Raw genomic sequence first — 18,142 nt, forward strand, 5'->3', positions numbered from 1 at the left:
CCCCGGCGGCACCGGTCCCCGGCGGCAAGCGGTGGTGCGGTAGCCCCGTCCGCACCGGTCACGCCTCTGGACCGGTGGGCGCTCCCGGCCCGGTGGCCGGGGTCCCACCGTCAGCCCGCCGTCCCCTCCCGTTCCGCCGGGTCCCCGGCCTCCTCCGCACCCCGCGGCGCCGCCGCGTCCGGGGCGGTGCCGTCGTCGGCGACCAGGTGGCAGGCGACCTCGCGGCCCACGCCGGGCAACGGGCGCAGGCGTGGCACCTCGGTGCGGCAGCGGTCGGTTGCCAGGGGGCAGCGGGTGTGGAAGCGGCACCCGGGCGGCGGGGCGAGGGGGCTGGGCAGCTCGCCGGTCAGGACGATGCGGCGGCGGGTGCGCTGGGCGCTGGGGTCGGGCAGCGGGGCGGCGGAGAGCAGCGCCTGGGTGTAAGGGTGCTTGGGGGCGGCGAACAGCTCGGCCACCGGGGCCTGTTCGACGATCTGGCCGAGGTACATCACGGCGATCCGGTCGGCCAGGTACTCCACTGCCGCCAGGTCGTGGGTGATGAACAGGCAGCCGAAGCCGCGGTCGCGCTGGAGGTCGGCGAGCAGGTTCAGCACGGAGGCCTGCACCGAGACGTCGAGCGCGGAGGTGGGTTCGTCGGCGACCAGGAGGTCGGGTTCGGCGGACAGGGCACGGGCGATGGAGACGCGTTGGCGCTGGCCGCCGGAGAGCTGGTGGGGGTGGCGGTCGGCGTACTCGGGGCGCAGGCCGACCTGGGAGAGCAGTTCCACGGCCCGCTCCCGGGCCGCGGTGGAGCGCAGCATGCCGTGCAGGCGCAGGGGTTCGGTGACGATGCGGCCGACCGTCATCCGCGGGTCGAGGGAGGCGGAGGGGTCCTGGAAGACGAGGTTGAAGTGGCGGCGCAGCGGGCGCAGGGCCCTGCGCGAGAGGCGGGTGACGTCGGTGCCGTTGATGAGCACGCTTCCGGAGGTGGGCTCGTCCAGGCGTACGGCGCACCGTCCGACGGTCGACTTCCCGCTGCCGGACTCGCCCACGAGGCCGAGGACCTCGCCGCGGCCGACGGTCAGGGTCACCCCGTCCGCTGCCCGTACGGCCCGTCCGGCCGCACCGAAGTGGCGCGTGAGGTCCCGCAGTTCGAGCACGGGCGGGACCGGGTCCGGCCGTTCCTGCGGGCGGCCGGTGCCGGTGGTCGGGGCTGTGGTCACTTCGCCGCCTCCTGGGGGCTCGGGACGAGGGCGTCGTGGGGGTGGTGGCAGGCGACCCGGTGCGGGGCCCCGGTGGTGGGGGCGGGGGCGCCGGCTGCTGCGGGGGCGGCCAGCGGGGGGCGGGCGGCGGTGCAGGCGTCGTCGGCGCGGACGCAGCGGGGGGCGAAGGTGCAGGCGTCCGGCTGCGTGTCCAGGCTCGGCACCAGGCCGGGGATCTCCGACAGCCGCCGCTTGCCCTCGCCGCCGGGACGCAGCACCGCCGCCAGCAGCCCGCGGGTGTAGGGGTGGCGCGGGGCGTCGAAGAGCTGCTGCACGGGGGCCTGTTCGACGCAGCGGCCGGCGTACATCACCAGGACGCGGTCGGCGCTGTCGGCAACGACGCCCAGGTCGTGGGTGATGAGGACCACGGCCGTGCCCAGGCGGGTGCGCAGCGACTTCAGGACGTCCAGCACGCCGGCCTGGACGGTGACGTCGAGGGCGGTGGTGGGTTCGTCGGCGATGAGGACGGCCGGGTCGCAGGCCACGGCGATGGCGATCATGACGCGTTGCCGCATGCCGCCGCTGAGTTGGTGGGGGTACTCGCGCACCCGGCTGCCGGGTGCCGGGATGCCGACGAGGTCGAGGAGTTCGACGGCACGCTCGCGTGCCTGCGCCCGGGTGAGGTCCTGGTGGCGGCGGAGGACCTCGGTGATCTGCCGGCCGACGGTGAGGACGGGGTTGAGGGAGGTCATCGGCTCCTGGAAGACCATGGCGATGTCCCGGCCCCTCACCCGGCCCAGTTCCCGCTCTCCGGCGCCGACCAGTTCGCGTCCTGCGAGGCGGATGGAGCCCTCGACGCGGGCGTTGCCGGGCAGCAGCCCCATGGCGGCCATCGAGGTGACGGACTTGCCGCAGCCCGACTCCCCCACCACGGCGAGGATCTCGCCGGGTGCGACCTCGTAGGAGAGGTGGTCGACCGCGTGGACCTCGGGCGCACCGGGGCGGTTGGCGGTGAAGGTCACCGAGAGGTCCCGCACGCTCAGGGCGGGCTCGGTCGCGGGGGCGGTCATCGGGTGGCTCCACGGGGGTCGAGGATGTCGCGCAGCCCGTCGCCGAGGAGGTTGAAGGCGAGGGTGGCGGCGACGACGGCGAGGCCGGGGAAGACGGCCATCCAGGGCGCGGGCGCGAGGAAGGACTGGGCGTCGGAGAGCATCACGCCCAGGGAGGGGGCGGGCGGCTGCACGCCGAGGCCGAGGAAGCTGAGCAGGGCCTCGCCCAGGATCGCGGTGGGGATGCCGACGGTGGCCTGGACGAGCAGCGCGGAGGTGGTGTTCGGCAGGACGTGGCGCAGCAGCACGGTGCCGTCCCCGCCGCCCCCGGCGATCGCCGCCGCCACGTAGTCCGCGTTCCGCAGCCGCAGCGTCTCGGCCCGGGTGATGCGGATGACGGCGGGCACCTGGGAGACGCCGATGGCGATCGTGGCGTTGGCGAGGGAGGGGCCGAGGATGGCGGCGAGCCCGACGGCCAGGACGAGGAAGGGGAAGGCGAGGAGGGTGTCGGTGACCCGGGAGACGACCGCGTCGACCGGTCCGCGGTAGTACCCGGCGAGGAGGCCGAGAGGGACGCCGGCCACGAAGGCGAGTGCCACGGCCAGCACCCCTACCTGGAGGGACGCGCGCACCCCGTAGACGACGCGGGAGAGCTGGTCGCGGCCGAGGTCGTCGGTGCCCAGCCAGTGGCTGCCGTCGGGCGGCGCCAGGACGTGCGCGAAGTCGGGGGCGGCCGGGTCGGCCGGCGCCACCAGGGGGGCCGCCAGCGCCACGAGGACGAAGAGCGCGGCGAGAGCGGCGCCGGTCAGCGCGAGGGGGTTGCGGCGCAGCGCGCCCAGCCGGGCGGCACCGGCGCGGCGGGGGCGGGTGGGTCCCGCGGCGACGGCGGTCATCGGTCGGCTCCGATCCGGATGCGGGGGTCGATGAGCGAGTAGACGACGTCGACGACCAGGTTGATGAGGATGTAGGCGGTGGAGGTGCACAGCACCACGCCCTGCAGGACGGCGTAGTCGCGGGTGAAGACGGCGTCCAGGGTCAGCTTCCCGAAGCCCGGCAGGACGAAGATCTGCTCGGTGACGACAGCCCCGGAGATCAGGTGGCCCAGTTGCAGCCCGAGCACGGTGACCACGGTGACCAGGGAGTTGCGCAGGGCGTGGCCGCCGACGACCTGCCGGCGGGCCAGGCCCTTGGCGCGGGCAGTGCGCACGTAGTCGGCGGAGAGGGAGTCGAGCATGGCGGCCCGGGTCTGGCGCATGACCACGGCTGCCAGGCCGGCACCCAGGACGATCGCGGGCAGGACCATGCGGCGGAGGTTGTCCAGCGGGTCGCTGCCGAACGGAACGAAGCCGGAGGCGGCGAAGACGGGCACGGCGATGGCGAAGAGGAGGACCGAGACGATGCCGAGCCAGAAGGAGGGGATGGACAGTCCCAGCAGGGCCAGCGCGTTGGCGAACCACTCGGCGGGCCGTCCCTTGCGCACCGCCGCGACCACGCCCGCGCCGATGCCGAGGACCACTGCCAGCAGCAGGGCCAGGGCGGCGAGTTCGAGGGTGACGGGCAGTGCCTGGGCGATGGCGTGGGTGACGGGCTGCCCGGTGCGGGAGGAGGTGCCGAGGTCGCCGGTGACGGCGTGGGAGAGGAAACGCCAGTACTGGACGGCGATGTTGTCGTCGAGGCCGTAGGCGTGGCGGACGGCGGCGAGCGCCTTCGGGCTGCGCTCCTCGCCGGCGAGGGCGAGCGCCGGGTCGCCGGGCAGGGCCCGGACGCCGGCGAAGACGACGAGGGAGACCAGGACCAGCGTGATGAGGGACTGCCGGAGGCGGACGAGGAGGTGGTGGGCCATGGGGTTCACTTGACGTACCCCGCCCGGTCGACACGGACCAGTCCGTCGCCGTAGACCCGCACGCCCGCCACGTCCTTGCCGGCCACGACGTAGTTCTTCTGCCGGTAGAGGTAGATGAGGGCGTGGTCGGCGACGACGCGGCGGGTGAGTTCGTCGTAGGTGCGGGCGCGGGCCCGGGGGTCGGTCTGGGTGCGACCGAGGGCTATGAGGGCGTCGACGCGCTTGTCGGAGAGGCCGTAGGCGTTCATGGCACCTTGCGTCTGGAGGAAGTTGGCGATGTTGCCGTCGGGGTCGAGGCGGCCGGACCAGCCGCTGTTGAAGGCGTCGTAGTGGCCGTCGTCGGTCTCCTGGAGCATGGTGGTGAACTCGGTGGGGCGCAGCGTCACCTGGAAGCCGGCCTCCTTGGCCATGGACTGGACGACCTGCCCGATCCGGTTCCACTCCGGGGTGGTGGAGACCTTCAGCTCGACGGGGACGGGCGTGTGGACGCCTGCCTCCTTCAGCAGCCGGCGGGCCCTGGCCACGTCACGGCGGGGGCAGCGGGAGGGGTCGGGTCCGGGGGCGAGGGCCGAGCCGGGTGAGACGGGCCCGCAGGCGGGTTCGTACATGCCCTGGAAGACGACCTTGTTGATGGTCTCGCGGTCCAGGGAGAGGTCGAAGGCCTCGCGGACCCGCACGTCGCGGGCGATCGGGGTGTCGAGGTGTCCGGGTGGCCGGCCGAGGCCGCGGGTGTTGCCGACGTTGAGCCCGATGCCCTGGTAGCCCAGTGAGGGCGAGTTGAAGAGCTGGAGGCCGGGTTCGGTCAGGGCGCTGCGGACGTCGACGGGGGTCATCTGGTCGCCGACCTGGACGTCCCCGGAGCGCAGGTTGGCCAGGCGGACGGTGCCGTCGGGTATCGACTTGTAGATGATGCGGTCGAGGTGGACCTGGTCGGCGTCGTAGTAGTGGGGGTCCTTGGCGAGGACGATGCGGTCGCCGGCGACGCGTTCGACGAAGCGGAACGGGGCGACGCAGGAGGGGTGGTTGGTGAAGTCCTTGCCGTACCGGTGCAGGGCGGCGGGGGACATCACCATGCCGGCCCGGTCGGCGAGGGCCGCGGTCAGCGGCACGTAGGGCTGCTTGAGGGTGAGGCGGACGCCGTAGCGCCCGACGGCCTCGATGCGCTTGAGGGGGCCGAGTTCGGTGGCGCGGGCCGAGCCGGGCAGGTCGCGGTCGCGGGTCAGCGAGGTCACCACGGCCGCGGCGTCGAGGTGGGTGCCGTCGCTGAAGGTGGCGTCGCCCCGCACGTGGAAGGTGACGGTGCGCCCGCCGTCGGTGATCTTCGGCGCGGCGGTGGCGAGTTGCGGGACGGCCTTCCCCTCCGCGTCCACGTCGTAGAGCTTCTCGCACATGCCGGCGAAGACGGTGCGTCCCGCGAGGGTCTGCCCCAGGGTCGGGTCGAGCTTGTCGGGGTCGGCGTTGAGGGCGACGGTGAGGGTGCCGCCGTCGCGGACCGGTCGGTCGTCGGTCATGCGCACCGCGCCGACCTCGGTGACCTGGGACTGCAGGGAGCTGCAGCCCACCAGGGTGGTCGCCGCGAGTACGAGTGCGGCGACACGGAGCGCTGTTGGGCGCACGGGGGTTACCTCCGCCAGGGGGGACGAAGCGCACGGCGGGATCTGAGCGCTGAATACCGCAGAACGTATTTCGCATACGATCTGCGCGACAAGGGGTTCATCCACATGACGGACAGGCAGTTGATCAAAATCCGGTAACTCAGCCGGACATAAGGGGGCGCTCGGGTGGAAGGTGCCGCCCGACTCGTCCACCCCGCGAACGCCCCGTCACCTCCGGCACGTGACGGCGCCCACCCTTTCTCCGGCATCCGCCCCCCTTCCCTGCGGCAGGCCACTGCGACGCGGACGGGGCCACGCGGCCGGACGAGGAGGACGTCCGGAACGAGCTCGGACGCACGGGACGCCTGGGCTTCACCTGAGTCGGACACCCCACCAGGGGGTGCCGGCTTCTGTATGCTGACGGAGCAGCACGCACCCCGGCCGTCTTGAGGCCGGGCACTACCAGCAGGGGGAGAAAGGTGCGTGCCCGATGATCTTCGGGCTTCTGTCTGCGATGAGTGGGGTCCTCTACACGGCCACAGTCTCCGTTCTTGCGCTCACCGCGACCTTCGGGCGACGTGAAGCGTTGAGGCGGGAAGCACGGAACACACTGGCCACCCTCGTGCCGAGCCGCACGAGGACGCCCGTCCTGGCGTCGTTCGAGGGCGACGACCGGTAAACGCGGGGCGCTCCGCCCCCAGCACCGGCTGGAGGCGGAGCGCGCCCGCAACGGAACACCGGTCCCCCGGCCTCTCAGACCGTCGCCCCGCGGACGTAGGCGCGCCAGGTGATCAGCGCGCAGACCAGGTAGGCGAGGAGGAAGGCGGCGTAGGCGGCGTCCGCGTTGCCGACGGTCAGGAAGGACTGGCGGAAGGCGATGTTGACCAGTACCCCGCCGAAGGCGCCGAGCGCCCCGGCCACGCCGATGAGCGCCGAGCTCCGGCGCTGCGCGGCCCGTTCCTGCTCCGGCCCGCCGCCGGCCGTCGCGGGGCCGGCGAGGCGGCTGACGCCGGGGATCATCTTGTAGGTCGAGCCGTTGCCCACGCCGCTCAGCACGAACAGGGCGACGAAGCCGGTCAGGAAGAGCGGCAGCGAGTGGACCCGCGAGGCGGTGAGGACCGAGGCGGCCGCCAGGGCCATGCCGAGGAAGGCCAGGAAGGTGACGCGGGCTCCCCCGCGGGCGTCGGCGAGCCGGCCGCCGACGGGCCGCAGCAGGGAGCCGAGCAGCGGCCCGAGGAAGGTGAGGCCAGCGGCGCTCACCGGGGTGGCGAACCGGTCGGCGAACTGCACCTGGAGCACCTGGCCGAAGGCGAACCCGAAGCCGATGAACGAACCGAAGGAGCCGACGTACAGGGCGGAGACGAGCCAGGTGTGCCGGGCCCGCAGCAGGGCTCGCAGGTCGGCACCGCCGAAGGCCTCGACGGGCAGGTCGTCCATGGTGAACAGGGCGCACACCGCGGCGAGGACCACCAGCGGCAGGTACACCAGCAGCATGACGCGGGGGTGGCCGGCCCCGGCCGTGCCCAGGACCAGCAGGCCGACGAGTTGTACGGAGGCCACGCCGAGGTTGCCGCCGCCCGCGTTGACACCGAGGGCCCAACCGCTCAGCCGCCGCGGGTAGAAGGCGTTGACGTTGGCCATCGAGGAGGCGAAGCTGCCGCCGCCCACGCCGGCGAGGCACGCGACCGCCAGGAGTTGCCCGAACGGCGTGCCGGGGGTGAGCACGAAGGCCGCCGCGGTGGTGGGAACCAGGAGCAGGGCGGCGCTGACCACCGTCCAGCGCCGCCCGCCCAGGCGGGTCACCGCGAAGGCGTAAGGCAGCCGCAGCGCCGCCCCCAGAGCCGTGGGGACGGCGGTGAGCAGGAACTTCTGCTCCGGGCTGATGCCGTACCCGGGGCCCAGGAAGAGCACCAGCACCGACCACAGGCTCCAGACCGAGAACCCGACGTGCTCGACGAGGACGGAACAGGCCAGGTTGCGGCGGGCGGTGCGGGCGCCGGTCTGCTCCCAGAAGACCGGGTCCTCGGGCCGCCAGTCGCTCAGCGCGCCCCTCCGGGGCGCAGCGCTGCGTTCGTGGGCGGCGACTTCGGCCGCGGTGGTGGTCATGGGGTTGCCTGCCTCCGGTTCGGGGACGGTGAGTGGTTCGGTCCGTGTCCGGCCGGGTGCGGGTGCCGTGGTACGGGTGCCGGTTGCGGTCAGGAGGTGGTGGGGGCGCCCCAGCGCACCGGCCAGACGGTGAGGTCGGCCGGGCTGCCGTCGGGGGCGGTCGGCTCGTCCAGGCAGGCGCCGGTGCGCAGGTCGAAGCGCTGCTTGTACATGGGTGACACGACCACCGGGGCGCCCTGGCAACTGCCGAGGATGCCGCGGGAGATGACGTGGGCACCGCTGAAGGGGTCCCGGTTCTCCAGGGCGTGCAGGGCGCCGTTGCGGTCGAGGAACACCGCCACCTGGCGGCCGTCGAGCAGCACGGTCACGCCGCGGCCCGGGGTGAGGTGTTCACCGGGCAGGACGGTGGTCCAGTCCTCGCCGTCGTGGAGCTGCACGTGGGTGGCGGGGGGCGGTGCGGGAGCGGTGGCGACGGCGGGGCGGTCGGGGTGGGTGAGGGTCATGGCCTTACCTCCAGGACGGGTCCGGCGACCAGGGCGGGTTCGCGGCGGTCGGTGAGGGCCTCGTCGGGGCGGGCCGGGCGGATCTGGCCCCGCTCCCGGACGAAGGTGACGGTCGGGTCGGGCGTGCCGGGCGCGTTGGCGAAGGAGACGAAGCGCCGCAGGCGGTCGGGGTCGGCGAGGGTGGCGGCCCACTCGTCCTGGTAGCCGGCGACGTGGCGGGCCATCATCTCGTCGAGGTCCTCGCAGACGCCGAGGGAGTCCTCCATCAGGACCTCCCTGAGGTGGGCCGTGCCGCCCTCCAGCCGCTCCAGCCAGGGGGCGGTGCGCTCCAGGCGCTCGGCGGTGCGGATGTAGAACATCAGGAAGCGGTCGACGGTGCGGATCAGCGTCTCGCGGTCCAGTCCCGAGGCCAGCAGGTCGGCGTGGCGGGGCGTGGTGCCGCCGTTGCCGCCGACGTAGAGGTCGTAGCCGTCGGCGGTGGCGATGACGCCGAAGTCCTTGCTCTGCGCCTCCGCGCACTCCCTGGCGCACCCGGAGACGGCGGACTTGAGCTTGTGGGGGGCGCGCAGGCCCCGGTAGCGCAGCTCCAGTTCGACGGCGAGGCCCACCGAGTCCTGCACGCCGTAGCGGCACCAGGTGCTGCCCACGCAGGACTTCACGGTGCGCAGCGCCTTGCCGTAGGCGTGGCCGGACTCGAAGCCGGCGTCGACCAGGCGCTGCCAGATCTGCGGGAGCTGGTCGACGCCGGCGCCGAACAGGTCGATGCGCTGCCCGCCGGTGATCTTGGTGTAGAGGCCGAAGTCCCGGGCGATCTCACCGATGGTGATGAGCCCCTCGGGAGTGATCTCGCCGCCCGGCACCCGGGGCACGACCGAGTAGGAGCCGTTGCGCTGGAGGTTGGCGAGGAAGTGGTCGTTGGTGTCCTGCAGTCCGGCCTGTTCGCCGTCGAGGATGTGGCCGCCGCCCAGGCTCGCCAGGATCGAGGCGACCACGGGCTTGCAGACCTCGCAGCCCTCGCCGGTGCCGTGCTCGTCCACCAGGCGGCCGAAGTCGGTGATGCCCTTGGTGCGGACGATCTCGTAGAGCTCGGAGCGGCTGTGCGCGAAGTGCTCGCACAGGCCGCGCGGCGCCTCCACGCCGGCGGCGGTCAGCTCCTGGGAGACCAGCTTGGTGAGCTGCCCCAGGCAACCGCCGCAGCCGGTGCCCGCCTTCGTGCACTTCTTGACGGAGGCCAGGTCGCACGCCCCGTCGTCCCGCACGGCCTGCCGGACCTCGCCACGGGTGACGTGGTGGCAGGAGCACAGCACCGCCTCGTCGGGCAGCTCGGGCAGTTCACCGCCGCCCGCCCCGGCGGGCAGCACCAGCCGTTCGGGGGAGACGGTCAGCGGCTTCCCCGCCACCGCCAGCGGGGTCAGGGTGGCGTAGGCCTCGGTGTCGCCCACCAGGACGCCGCCGAGCAGCGCGCCCGAGGGGCCGATGACGAGCTTCTTGTAGACGCCGGCGCGGCTGTCGGTGTACAGGACGTCCATGGCGCCCTCGGTACGGCCGTGCGGGTCCTCGCCGAAGCTGGCGACGTCGACGCCCATCAGCTTGAGCTTGGTGGACAGGTCGGCGCCGGTGAACTCGCCCTCGCCGCCGGCCAGTCGCCGCGCGGCGGTGCGGGCCATGGCGTAGCCGGGTCCCACCAGGCCGTAGACGCGGCCGTCGACGGCCCGGGCGCACTCGCCGATCGCCCACACGTGGGGGTCCTCGGTGCGGCAGGCGGCGTCGACGACGACGCCGCCGCGCTCGCCGACCGGCAGCCCGGCCGCCCGGGCCAGTTCGTCGCGGGCCCGCACGCCGGCGGAGAAGACGACGAGGTCGGTGGCGAGTTCGGAGCCGTCGGAGAGCTCCACGCCCCGCACCCTGCCCGCCTCGTCGGTGAGGACGCTCTGCGTGCCGACGCCGGTGTGCACCACCACGCCGAGCTCCTCGATCCTGCGGCGCAGGACTCTGCCGCCGCCGTCGTCGACCTGGAGGGCCATCAGCCGCGGTGCGAACTCCACGACGTGCGTCTCCAGGCCGAGTTCGCGCAGCGCCCCGGCGGCCTCCAGACCCAGCAGGCCGCCGCCCACCACCACACCGACCCGGGACGTGCCGGCGGCCTCGCGGATCGCGCCGACGTCCTCCAGCGTCCGGTAGACGTGGCAGCCGGGGGCGTCGTGCGCGGGGACGGGCGGCACGAACGGCCGGGAACCGGTGGCCAGGACCAGCGTGTCGTAGGGCAGCTGCCGGCCGCCGGCCGTGGTGACGGTCCGGGCCGCGCGGTCGATCGCGGCCGCCGGGTCGGCCAGGTGCAGCGTGATGCCGTTGCGGCTGAGGAACCCCTCGTCGCACAGCGCGAGTTCCTCGGCCGGGGTGCCGGAGAACCAGGAGGTCAGATGGACGCGGTCGTAGGCGGGGCGGGGCTCCTCGGCCAGCACCGTCACCCGCCACCGGGCGGCGGCCTCCGGGTGGTCGAAGAGCTCCTCCAGGAAGCGCTGGCCGACCATGCCGTGGCCGACCAGGAGAAGGTCGCGGGGTGCGGGTGCGGTCATGTTCGGGCTCCTCGGACGGTGTGCAGGGCGGGCCGGGGCGCCCCGGCCGCGCCGCCGGGACGGGCCGGGGGCACCGGCGGGGTGGTGGTGGACCCGGCGGCCGGGGCGGGCCGGGCCGCGGTGTGCTGCCGTCGGCCGCGCAGCGCGCCGCGGGGGGCGGGGCGGGCGCCGCCGCACACCTCCGGCAGGGCACCGGCCGCCCGGGACGGGCGCATGCCGCACCGTGGTGCGCGGCAGGGGCGGGGGGTGTCGGTGGTCGCCATGGCCCCAAGACTCGCCCGGCGTGGTTACCCCGGGGGTTCGCCGATGTTGCGGCACCGGTACGGTCCTCGCACACCGCGCGGGGGGCGGCGTGCGGGGGACGACATCTTCCGAAACATCTCCGCCGCGTTCACTAACCGCCGTGTGACCCCCACGCAACACGCCCGCAACGGCGTCCGACGAGCCTGAGGGACATGAGACCAGGCAGCACCGCACCCGCCACTCCGCTTCTCGGCTTCACGGTGGGGGTGACCGCGGCACGGCGGCGCGAGGAGCTGACGGCGCTGCTGCGCCGCCGCGGCGCCCGCGTCCTGGAGGCGCCCTCGCTGCGCATCCTGCCGCTGGAGGACGACGCGGCGTTGCGCGCCGCCACCGAACGCTGCCTGGCGGGGCCGCTGGACTACGTCGTGGCGACCACCGGCATCGGGTGGCGGGCCTGGATGAGCGCCGCCGAGGGCTGGGGGCACGGGTCCGCGCTGGCGGCGGCCTGCCGCGGCGCCGCGGTCCTCTCCCGGGGCCCGAAGGCCACGGGAGCGGTACGGGCCAGCGGGCTGGAGACGGCCTACTCCCCCGCCTCCGAGGCCGTCGAGGAGTTGCTGCAGTGGCTGCTGGCCCGGGGGGTGGCGGGCGCCCGGGTGGCGGTGCAGGAGCACGGTGCGCCGCTGCCCGGCTTCGCCGGCGCGTTGCGGGAGCGCGGCGCGGAGGTGATCGAGGTGCCGGTGTACCGGTGGGCGCCACCGGAGGACCCGGAGCCGGTGCGGCGGTTGGCGGAGGCCACGGCCCGCGGCGAGGTGCACGCCCTCACCTTCACCAGCGCCCCCGCCATCACCGGCTTCCTGGCCGCGGCCGAGGAGGGCGGGGTGTACCGGGCGGTCCTGACCCGGTTGCGGGAACACGTGCTGCCGCTGTGCGTGGGGCCGGTGTGTGCCAGGCCGCTCCACGACGTGGGGGTGGAGACCGTCTGGCCGCAACGGGGGCGGTTGGGCGCCATGGTGCACCTGCTGACCGACACCCTGCCCGAACGGGGCCGGCGGACCTTCACCGTGGCCGGACTCCCGGTGACGCTGCAGGGCAACGCCCTGCTGGTGGGCGAGGAGGAGGGCATCTGGCTGTCGCGGGTGTCGGCGGCGCTCCTGCGGGCGCTCGCCGAGCGGCCCGGGTGGGTGCTGAGCCGCGCGGAGCTGCTGCGGCTGGTGTGGCCGGGGCAGGCCGCCGACGAGCACACCGTGGAGGCGGCGGTGACGCGGCTGCGGGCGGCGCTGGGCCCCCACTCGGCGCTGGTGCGCACCGTGCCCAAGCGCGGCTACCGCATCGACACCGACGCCCTGCGCGGCGGTGCCTCGTGAGGGGCGCCGCGGGAGCCGGGAGCCCGCCCACGCTGCTGGCCGTGGCGCACGGGACGCGGGACGCCGCCGGTGCCGAGGTGGTGCGGCGCCTGGTGGCGCGGGTGCGGGCGATGCGCCCGGGGACGCCGGTGGAGCTGGGCTGGCTGGGCCTGGTCGACCCGTCGGTGGCGGAGGTCCTCGCGGCGGTGTCCGGGCCGGTGGTGACGGTGCCCCTGCTGCTGGGCGGCGGGAACCACCTGCGGATCGACGTGCCGCGGCTGCTGGCCGCGGCGGGGCGGGGCGGCGGCCCGGCGCCGCGCGCGCTGGGGCCGGCCACCGCTCTGGCGCAGGCGCTGGCGGGCCGGTTGGCTCAGGCGGGGCGGCCTGCGGGGCCGACGCCCGTGGTGCTGGCGTCGGCCGGGTCGCGCGAGCCGCGGGCCCACGCGGACGTGGCGGCCACGGCGCGGTTGCTGGCCCGCCGGCTGGACGCCCCGGTGGTCCCGGCGTTCCTCTCCGGCGGCACCCCGACACCCCAGGCGGCCGTCGCGGCGTTGCGGGGCCGGGGCCACGACCGGGTCGCGGTGGCGTCCTACCTGCTGGCCCCCGGCCACTTCGCCTCCCGGCTGGCGGCGGCCGGCGGCGACTGGACGGCGGCGCCGCTGGGGCCGTCACCGGCGGTGGCGGGGCTGGTGTGGCGGCGCTACGACCAGGCGCGGGCCGCCACGCGGCCGGCAGCCGGGCCGCCGGCAGCCGTGGCCACCGCGGGACGCTAGCCACCTCCCTGCTCCCGCACCGCGGCCCGGCGCCGCGTCAGGCCCCACCGCCTCCCGGTGCGCCCCCCTCCGCTTCGCGCTCGGCCTGGTACCTGCGGCGCGCCCGCTCCGCCGCCTCGTGCAGCCGGGGCACCTCGCGGACCAGGTCGGCGAGGCGGGTGAGGACGCTGTGGAGCCGGCGGGTGTCCTCCTCCTTGGCGACCAGCAGCCGGTGGAGGAAGACCAGATAGTCGGTGAGGATCGTGTCGTCGTCGACGTACACGGCGGCGGCCAGGGCGTCCACCAGGTAACCGATGTTCTGTGCCGTCGCCTCGCCTTCCCCGCCGGGCAGGCGGGTGCCGGGGAAGCGGCCGCCGGCGCCGCCACCGAGGTCCGTCAGCAGCCTGGAGCGGTTGCGGGTGAACCAGTGGTAGGCCTCGGCGGCCTCCGGGGCGGTCGAGGAGTCGTGGGCGGCGAGGCGGGGCGGCCACCGCCTTCGCAGCAGTTCCGCGGCCGCGGCGGCGTCCCGGGCGTAGAGGTCCGCGCCGATGCTGCGGGCCCAGACCCCGTCCGGTCCGAACCCGGCGCCGCCCGCCAGAACGGGGCAGCCGCTGCGGCGGACGGCGGTGACCAGGGCGTGGGCCAGGGGCAGCCGGACGGAGAGGGTGCAGGAGATCGCCACCAGGTCGGGACCGTTCTGGTGGAGGTCGGAGACCAGCCGGGCGGCGGGCACGTGGCCGCCCAGGAACCGGGCGTCGAAGCCGTTGAGCCGCAGCACCTCGGTGAGCAGCCTGGCCGGGAGGGTGTGCCACTCGCCGTCGCTGCACGCCACCACGACCTGGCCGCTGTCGGCCGGCGGGTGCGGTGCGCCGGAGATCGCCACCACGCAGGCCTCGCTGACGGAGGTGGCGGCGTGCTCCTGGGCGACGGTCCACTCGTTCTCCGCCCAGCGCGTGCCGATCTGCGTCTGACCGGGTGCCACGAGGTCCAGCAGCACGTCCTGGGCGGCCACGCCCGCCGTCAGCAGCCGGTCGACGAGGGCCAGCGCGGCGCGCTCGTCGGCCCGGGCCAGGCAGTCGCCGAACGCCGACCGGTCGGCGGGGGTGACGTGGGGCGCGCCGGAGGTCATCAGTGGTCCCCGGGCCCGGCCGGCGCCTGGAGCACCAGCACGGCGATGTCGTCGTGGTCCCGGCCGGCGAGCCAGTGGGTGGTGAGCATCTCCACCCGTTCGGCGAGGGTGGCGGCCGGCATGCCCGCTCCTTCGGCGAGGTCCCTGGCCAGCCGCTCCTCGCCGTAGAACTCCTCGCCGGTGGGGCCGCCGCGGGCCTCGGTGACGCCGTCGCTGTAGAGGACCATGCTCTCCCCGGGGGCCAGGTGGGTGCGGGTCAGGTCGAAGTCGGCGTCGGGCAGGACGCCCACCAGCGTGCCCTCCAGGCCCACCTCCTCGACGCCGCCGTCCGCCCGCAGGACCAGGGGCGGCAGGTGACCGCCGCCGGCCGTGGCGACGGCGAGCCCGCCACCGCGTGCGGGGCGTGCGGTACCGGTCACCAGGGTGGTGAACGGGGCCTCGTCCGCCAGCAGGGCACGGTTGAGGAGGTCGAGTTGGGCGGTGGGGGCGGCGTCGGCGAGGGTGAGCACGCGCAGGCTCTGGCGGACCATGCCGGCCCGCACGGCCGCCTCCGGGCCCTTGCCGCACACGTCACCGAAGAAGAAGGACACTCCGGCCGGGTCGGCGGTGACGTGGTAGAAGTCGCCGCTGACCCGCAGCGACTCGGCGGCCGGCCGGTACGCCGCGCCCAGCCGCACGCCGTCCGCCGCCGGGAGCGGTGAGGGCGTCAGGTGGGCCTGTACGGCAGCCGTGGTGCGGGCCTGCTGGGCGTAGAGGAGGGCCGTGGCCAGCGCGGGTCCGGCCCGGTCGGTGAAGCGCCGGGCCAGGGCGAGGTCGGCCTCGTCGGGCGCCGGCCGTCCCGCACGGACCAGCAGCAGGGCTCCGGCGCTCACCCCGTTGCCGGCCAGCGGGAGGGCCAGCGCCTGCCCCTCGGCGTCCGGCAGCAGCGGCGCGAGGGGGGCCAGGGCGGCGGCGGGGAAGGGATGTGCGGGGCCCTCGGCGCCGGACAGGGCGTCGAGGAGCTGCGGGACGCCTGTCAGCTCCTCCGCGCCCACCTGGCCGCTCTCCTCCCGGTCCCCGGGCCCGGCGCGGTGCCACGAGGCGCGCCTGCCCGCCACCGGGAGGACGACGACCGCGGTGTCCGCCAGCAGCGGCAGCGCCGCCCGCGCCACGGCCCGGGCGGTGCGGGCGGGGTGCAGCGAGGCTCCGATCCTGCGGCCCGTCTCCTCCAGGAAGGCCGTGCGGTGGCGTTCGGCCCGCAGGGCGCTCTCTGCGTCCGGCGTGGGACTCACCTCCCGTGCGCGGCACGTCGGGGGGCCTCCGCAGGGGAGGGGGCCTCGGCGGCCGGGGGCGTCACCGTGCCTCCGGTCATAGCGGCTGCTCCCCTCCTCCAGGCGGCCGGACGGCGGGGCACGGTATCCGGCGGTCCGGCTCCCTGGCTCCGCCTCCACGCTACGTCAGGGGCCCCGGGCGCGATATTCGTCGCGGTGCGCCGGGGTGGTGCGCGGCCCTCGCCCCCGCCCCGGCGTCGGGTGCGGGGGGCGGGTCAGGGGGTGATGACGGTGACGCCGGGTGCCGTGCCGTCGTCCATGGCGGCGAGCGCCGCGGGGGCCTGGTCCAGGGTGAGGGTCCGGCGCACCAGGCGGTCGGGGCGCAGCGTGCCCGCGGCCACCTGCCGCATCATCTCGGGGTAGGCGTGGGCGGCCATGCCGTGGCTGCCGAGGAGGCGCAGTTCGAGGGCGACCACCCGGTCCATGGGGACGGCGGTGCCGCCCGCGGGCAGGAGCCCCACCTGTACGTGCCGGCCGCCGCGGCGCAGGCTCTCCACGGAGGCGCGGCAGGTCGCCGCCGAACCGAGCGCGTCGAGGGAGACGTGGGCCCCGCCGCCGGTGGCCTGGCGGACTGCGGCCCCGGTGTCCGTGGCCGCGGTGGCCTCGACGCACGCGGCGGCGCCCAGTTCCCGCGCCAGGTCCAGCGCCTGCTCGCTGACGTCGACGGCGACCACGCGGGCGCCGGCGGCCACCGCGACCATCACCGCCGACAGCCCTACCCCGCCGCACCCGTGGACCGCCACCCATTCGCCGGGCCGTGCCCCGCCCTGGGCGAGGACCGCTCGGTAGGAGGTGGCGAACCGGCAGCCGAGCGCCGCCGCGGTGGCCGGCGCCATGCCCTCGGGCAGCGCCACCAGGTTGAGGTCTGCGCGGTGGACGGCGACCAGTTCGGCGAAGGAGCCCCAGTGGGTGAAGCCCGGCTGCTCCTGCCGCTCGCACACCTGCTGCTCGCCGGCGGCGCAGGCCGCGCACCTGCCGCAGGCACAGACGAAGGGCACCGTCACCCGGTCCCCCACCCGCCAGTCGGCGACGTCCTCCCCGACGGCCGCTATCCGGCCCGCCAGCTCGTGTCCGGGGACGTGCGGCAGGGTGATGTCCTCGTCGTGGCCCTGCCAGCCGTGCCAGTCGCTGCGGCACAGCCCGGTCGCCTCGACCCGGACGACCACGCCGCCGCGGGAGGGCACCGGGTCGGGCACCTCACGCACCACCGGTGTCCGGCCGAACTCCTCCACCACCACTGCCCGCACGGCTGCCTCCTCGTTCCTCACCGGCCGGCCGATGCCGTCGCCGCCCTGGTCGTGGACCCTCTCACGGTGGCGCGGCGGGACACGGGGGCGGGGTCCTTGGGCGAGGACCGGTCGCGGCGGACGGCGCACGTCCCTTGCGTTGGGCCCGAGGGCGAATGGTGGGATGGAGGGTACAGACCAGGCGGTCGGTCGGCCGTCGTCCGAGAGGTGAGGAGTGAACGGGATGAGCGCGAGCGGTGGCGCGGGGACGCGGCGGGCCGAGGACACCGGGGCCGTGGTGGAGTCCGTGCTCGGACCGGTGCCCGTCGCGGCGCTGGGCACCACCCTGACGCACGAGCACCTCTTCGTCCTCACCCCCGACAGCCAGGCCAACTGGGAGTGGGAGGGCTGGGACGAGGAGGCGCACGTCGCCGAGGCGGTGCGGCGGCTTCGGGAGCTGCGGGACGCCGGCGTGAGCACCGTCGCCGACCCCACCGTCGACGGACTGGGCCGGAACGTGGCCCGGGTGCGGCGCGTCGCCGAGCAGGTGCCGGGCCTGAACATCCTGGTGGCTACGGGCATCTACACCTACACCGAGGTTCCGCACTACTTCGCCCACCGGCTGGCCGGCCCGGGGCGGCCGGACCCGATGACGGAGCTGTTCGTCCGCGACCTCCGCGAGGGCGTGCAGGGCACCGGCATCCGGGCGGCGTTCCTGAAGTGCGCGATCGACCGGCCGGGGCTGACGGAGGGCGTGGAGCGGATCCTGCGGGCCGTCGCCGGGGCGCACCGGGAGACGGGGGCGCCGGTGATGGTCCACACCCACCCCGCCTCCCGGACCGGGCTGGAGGTCGCCCGCGTCCTGGGCGGGGAGGGGGTGGCGCCGGAGCGGGTACTGCTGGCGCACAGCGGCGACAGCACCGACGCGGACCATCTGGCCGCCCTCGCGGAGCGGGGGTTCTGGCTGGGCATGGACCGGTTCGGGCTGGAGACCTCGGTGAGCTTCGAGGACCGGGTGGGGGTGGTCGTGGAGCTGTGCCGGCGCGGCCTGGCCGGCAGCATGGTGCTCTCCCAGGACGCCTCCTGCCACATCGACTGGCTGCCGCCGCAGGCGATGGCGGCGCTGCCGAACTGGCACTACCTCCACGTACTGCGCAACGTGGTGCCGGCGCTGCGGGAGCGGGGCGTGGCACAGCGGGACGTCGACGCCATGCTGGTGGCCAACCCGCAGCGGTGGCTGGCTGGCGGGTGAGCGGGCCGGCCCCGGGCCCTCCCTCGCTGCCGGG

The 18,142-nt window shown here is 75.4% G+C and carries 14 protein-coding genes; 3 read left to right on the forward strand and 11 right to left on the reverse strand.

Annotation, left to right across the window (positions count from 1 at the left end; all coding sequences use genetic code 11):
- Positions 1-110: 110 nt before the first annotated feature.
- From ACFV3R_RS23870 to nirB, 8 genes are all read right to left on the reverse strand, one after another.
- Entirely contained in the window at positions 111-1,202 is a 1,092-nt protein-coding gene (locus ACFV3R_RS23870; protein ID WP_385586652.1) for an ABC transporter ATP-binding protein, read from the reverse strand.
- Positions 1,199-2,251: an ABC transporter ATP-binding protein gene (locus ACFV3R_RS23875; protein ID WP_385586655.1), complete on the reverse strand. Its 1,053-nt coding sequence runs from the start codon at positions 2,249-2,251 to the stop codon at positions 1,199-1,201. The genes ACFV3R_RS23870 and ACFV3R_RS23875 overlap by 4 nt, the downstream gene beginning before the upstream one ends.
- Positions 2,248-3,123: an ABC transporter permease gene (locus tag ACFV3R_RS23880; RefSeq protein ID WP_385586658.1), complete on the reverse strand. Its 876-nt coding sequence runs from the start codon at positions 3,121-3,123 to the stop codon at positions 2,248-2,250. Before ACFV3R_RS23880 ends, ACFV3R_RS23875 begins: the two co-directional genes overlap by 4 nt.
- Entirely contained in the window at positions 3,120-4,073 is a 954-nt protein-coding gene (locus tag ACFV3R_RS23885; protein ID WP_385586661.1) for an ABC transporter permease, read from the reverse strand. The genes ACFV3R_RS23880 and ACFV3R_RS23885 overlap by 4 nt, the downstream gene beginning before the upstream one ends.
- 5 nt (positions 4,074-4,078) lie before the next feature.
- Positions 4,079-5,689 carry an ABC transporter substrate-binding protein gene (locus ACFV3R_RS23890; RefSeq protein WP_385586663.1) on the reverse strand — a complete coding sequence of 537 codons (1,611 nt, stop codon included), beginning with the start codon at positions 5,687-5,689 and terminating at the stop codon, positions 4,079-4,081.
- A gap of 732 nt (positions 5,690-6,421) precedes the next feature.
- Positions 6,422-7,774: an MFS transporter gene (locus ACFV3R_RS23895; protein ID WP_385586666.1), complete on the reverse strand. Its 1,353-nt coding sequence runs from the start codon at positions 7,772-7,774 to the stop codon at positions 6,422-6,424.
- Positions 7,775-7,863: 89 nt separating this feature from the next.
- Positions 7,864-8,277: a nitrite reductase small subunit NirD gene (gene nirD, locus ACFV3R_RS23900; RefSeq protein ID WP_385586670.1), complete on the reverse strand. Its 414-nt coding sequence runs from the start codon at positions 8,275-8,277 to the stop codon at positions 7,864-7,866.
- Positions 8,274-10,853: a nitrite reductase large subunit NirB gene (gene nirB / locus ACFV3R_RS23905; protein ID WP_385586673.1), complete on the reverse strand. Its 2,580-nt coding sequence runs from the start codon at positions 10,851-10,853 to the stop codon at positions 8,274-8,276. Before nirB ends, nirD begins: the two co-directional genes overlap by 4 nt.
- Positions 10,854-11,308: 455 nt before the next feature.
- Here nirB and ACFV3R_RS23910 point away from each other — a divergent pair, with 455 nt between their 5' ends.
- Both ACFV3R_RS23910 and ACFV3R_RS23915 read left to right on the forward strand, forming a co-directional pair.
- A complete protein-coding gene (locus ACFV3R_RS23910) occupies positions 11,309-12,460 on the forward strand; it encodes a uroporphyrinogen-III synthase (RefSeq protein ID WP_385586677.1) in 1,152 nt (383 codons plus the stop codon).
- A gap of 41 nt (positions 12,461-12,501) precedes the next feature.
- Entirely contained in the window at positions 12,502-13,212 is a 711-nt protein-coding gene (locus ACFV3R_RS23915; protein WP_385586680.1) for a sirohydrochlorin chelatase, read from the forward strand.
- A 37-nt stretch (positions 13,213-13,249) separates the two neighbouring features.
- Here ACFV3R_RS23915 and ACFV3R_RS23920 read toward each other — a convergent pair whose 3' ends face one another.
- The 3 genes from ACFV3R_RS23920 to ACFV3R_RS23930 all read right to left on the reverse strand — a co-directional run bounded on the left by ACFV3R_RS23920 (position 13,250) and on the right by ACFV3R_RS23930 (position 16,877).
- Positions 13,250-14,320, reverse strand: a complete 1,071-nt coding sequence (locus tag ACFV3R_RS23920) for a B12-binding domain-containing protein (RefSeq protein WP_385586683.1) — start codon at positions 14,318-14,320, stop codon at positions 13,250-13,252.
- Positions 14,320-15,591, reverse strand: a complete 1,272-nt coding sequence (locus tag ACFV3R_RS23925; RefSeq protein ID WP_385586686.1) for a PP2C family protein-serine/threonine phosphatase — start codon at positions 15,589-15,591, stop codon at positions 14,320-14,322. The genes ACFV3R_RS23920 and ACFV3R_RS23925 overlap by 1 nt, the downstream gene beginning before the upstream one ends.
- Positions 15,592-15,845: 254 nt before the next feature.
- On the reverse strand, positions 15,846-16,877 hold the full coding sequence (locus ACFV3R_RS23930; protein ID WP_385586763.1) for a zinc-binding dehydrogenase: 1,032 nt from the start codon (positions 16,875-16,877) through the stop codon (positions 15,846-15,848).
- Positions 16,878-17,100: 223 nt separating this feature from the next.
- On the opposite strand from ACFV3R_RS23930, the gene ACFV3R_RS23935 reads away from it, so the two are divergent.
- Entirely contained in the window at positions 17,101-18,108 is a 1,008-nt protein-coding gene (locus ACFV3R_RS23935) for a phosphotriesterase (RefSeq protein ID WP_385586688.1), read from the forward strand.
- The last annotated feature ends 34 nt before the right edge of the window (positions 18,109-18,142 follow it).

It is taken from the genome of Streptomyces sp. NPDC059740, from assembly GCF_042733155.1.
GTDB lineage: Bacteria > Actinomycetota > Actinomycetes > Streptomycetales > Streptomycetaceae > Streptomyces.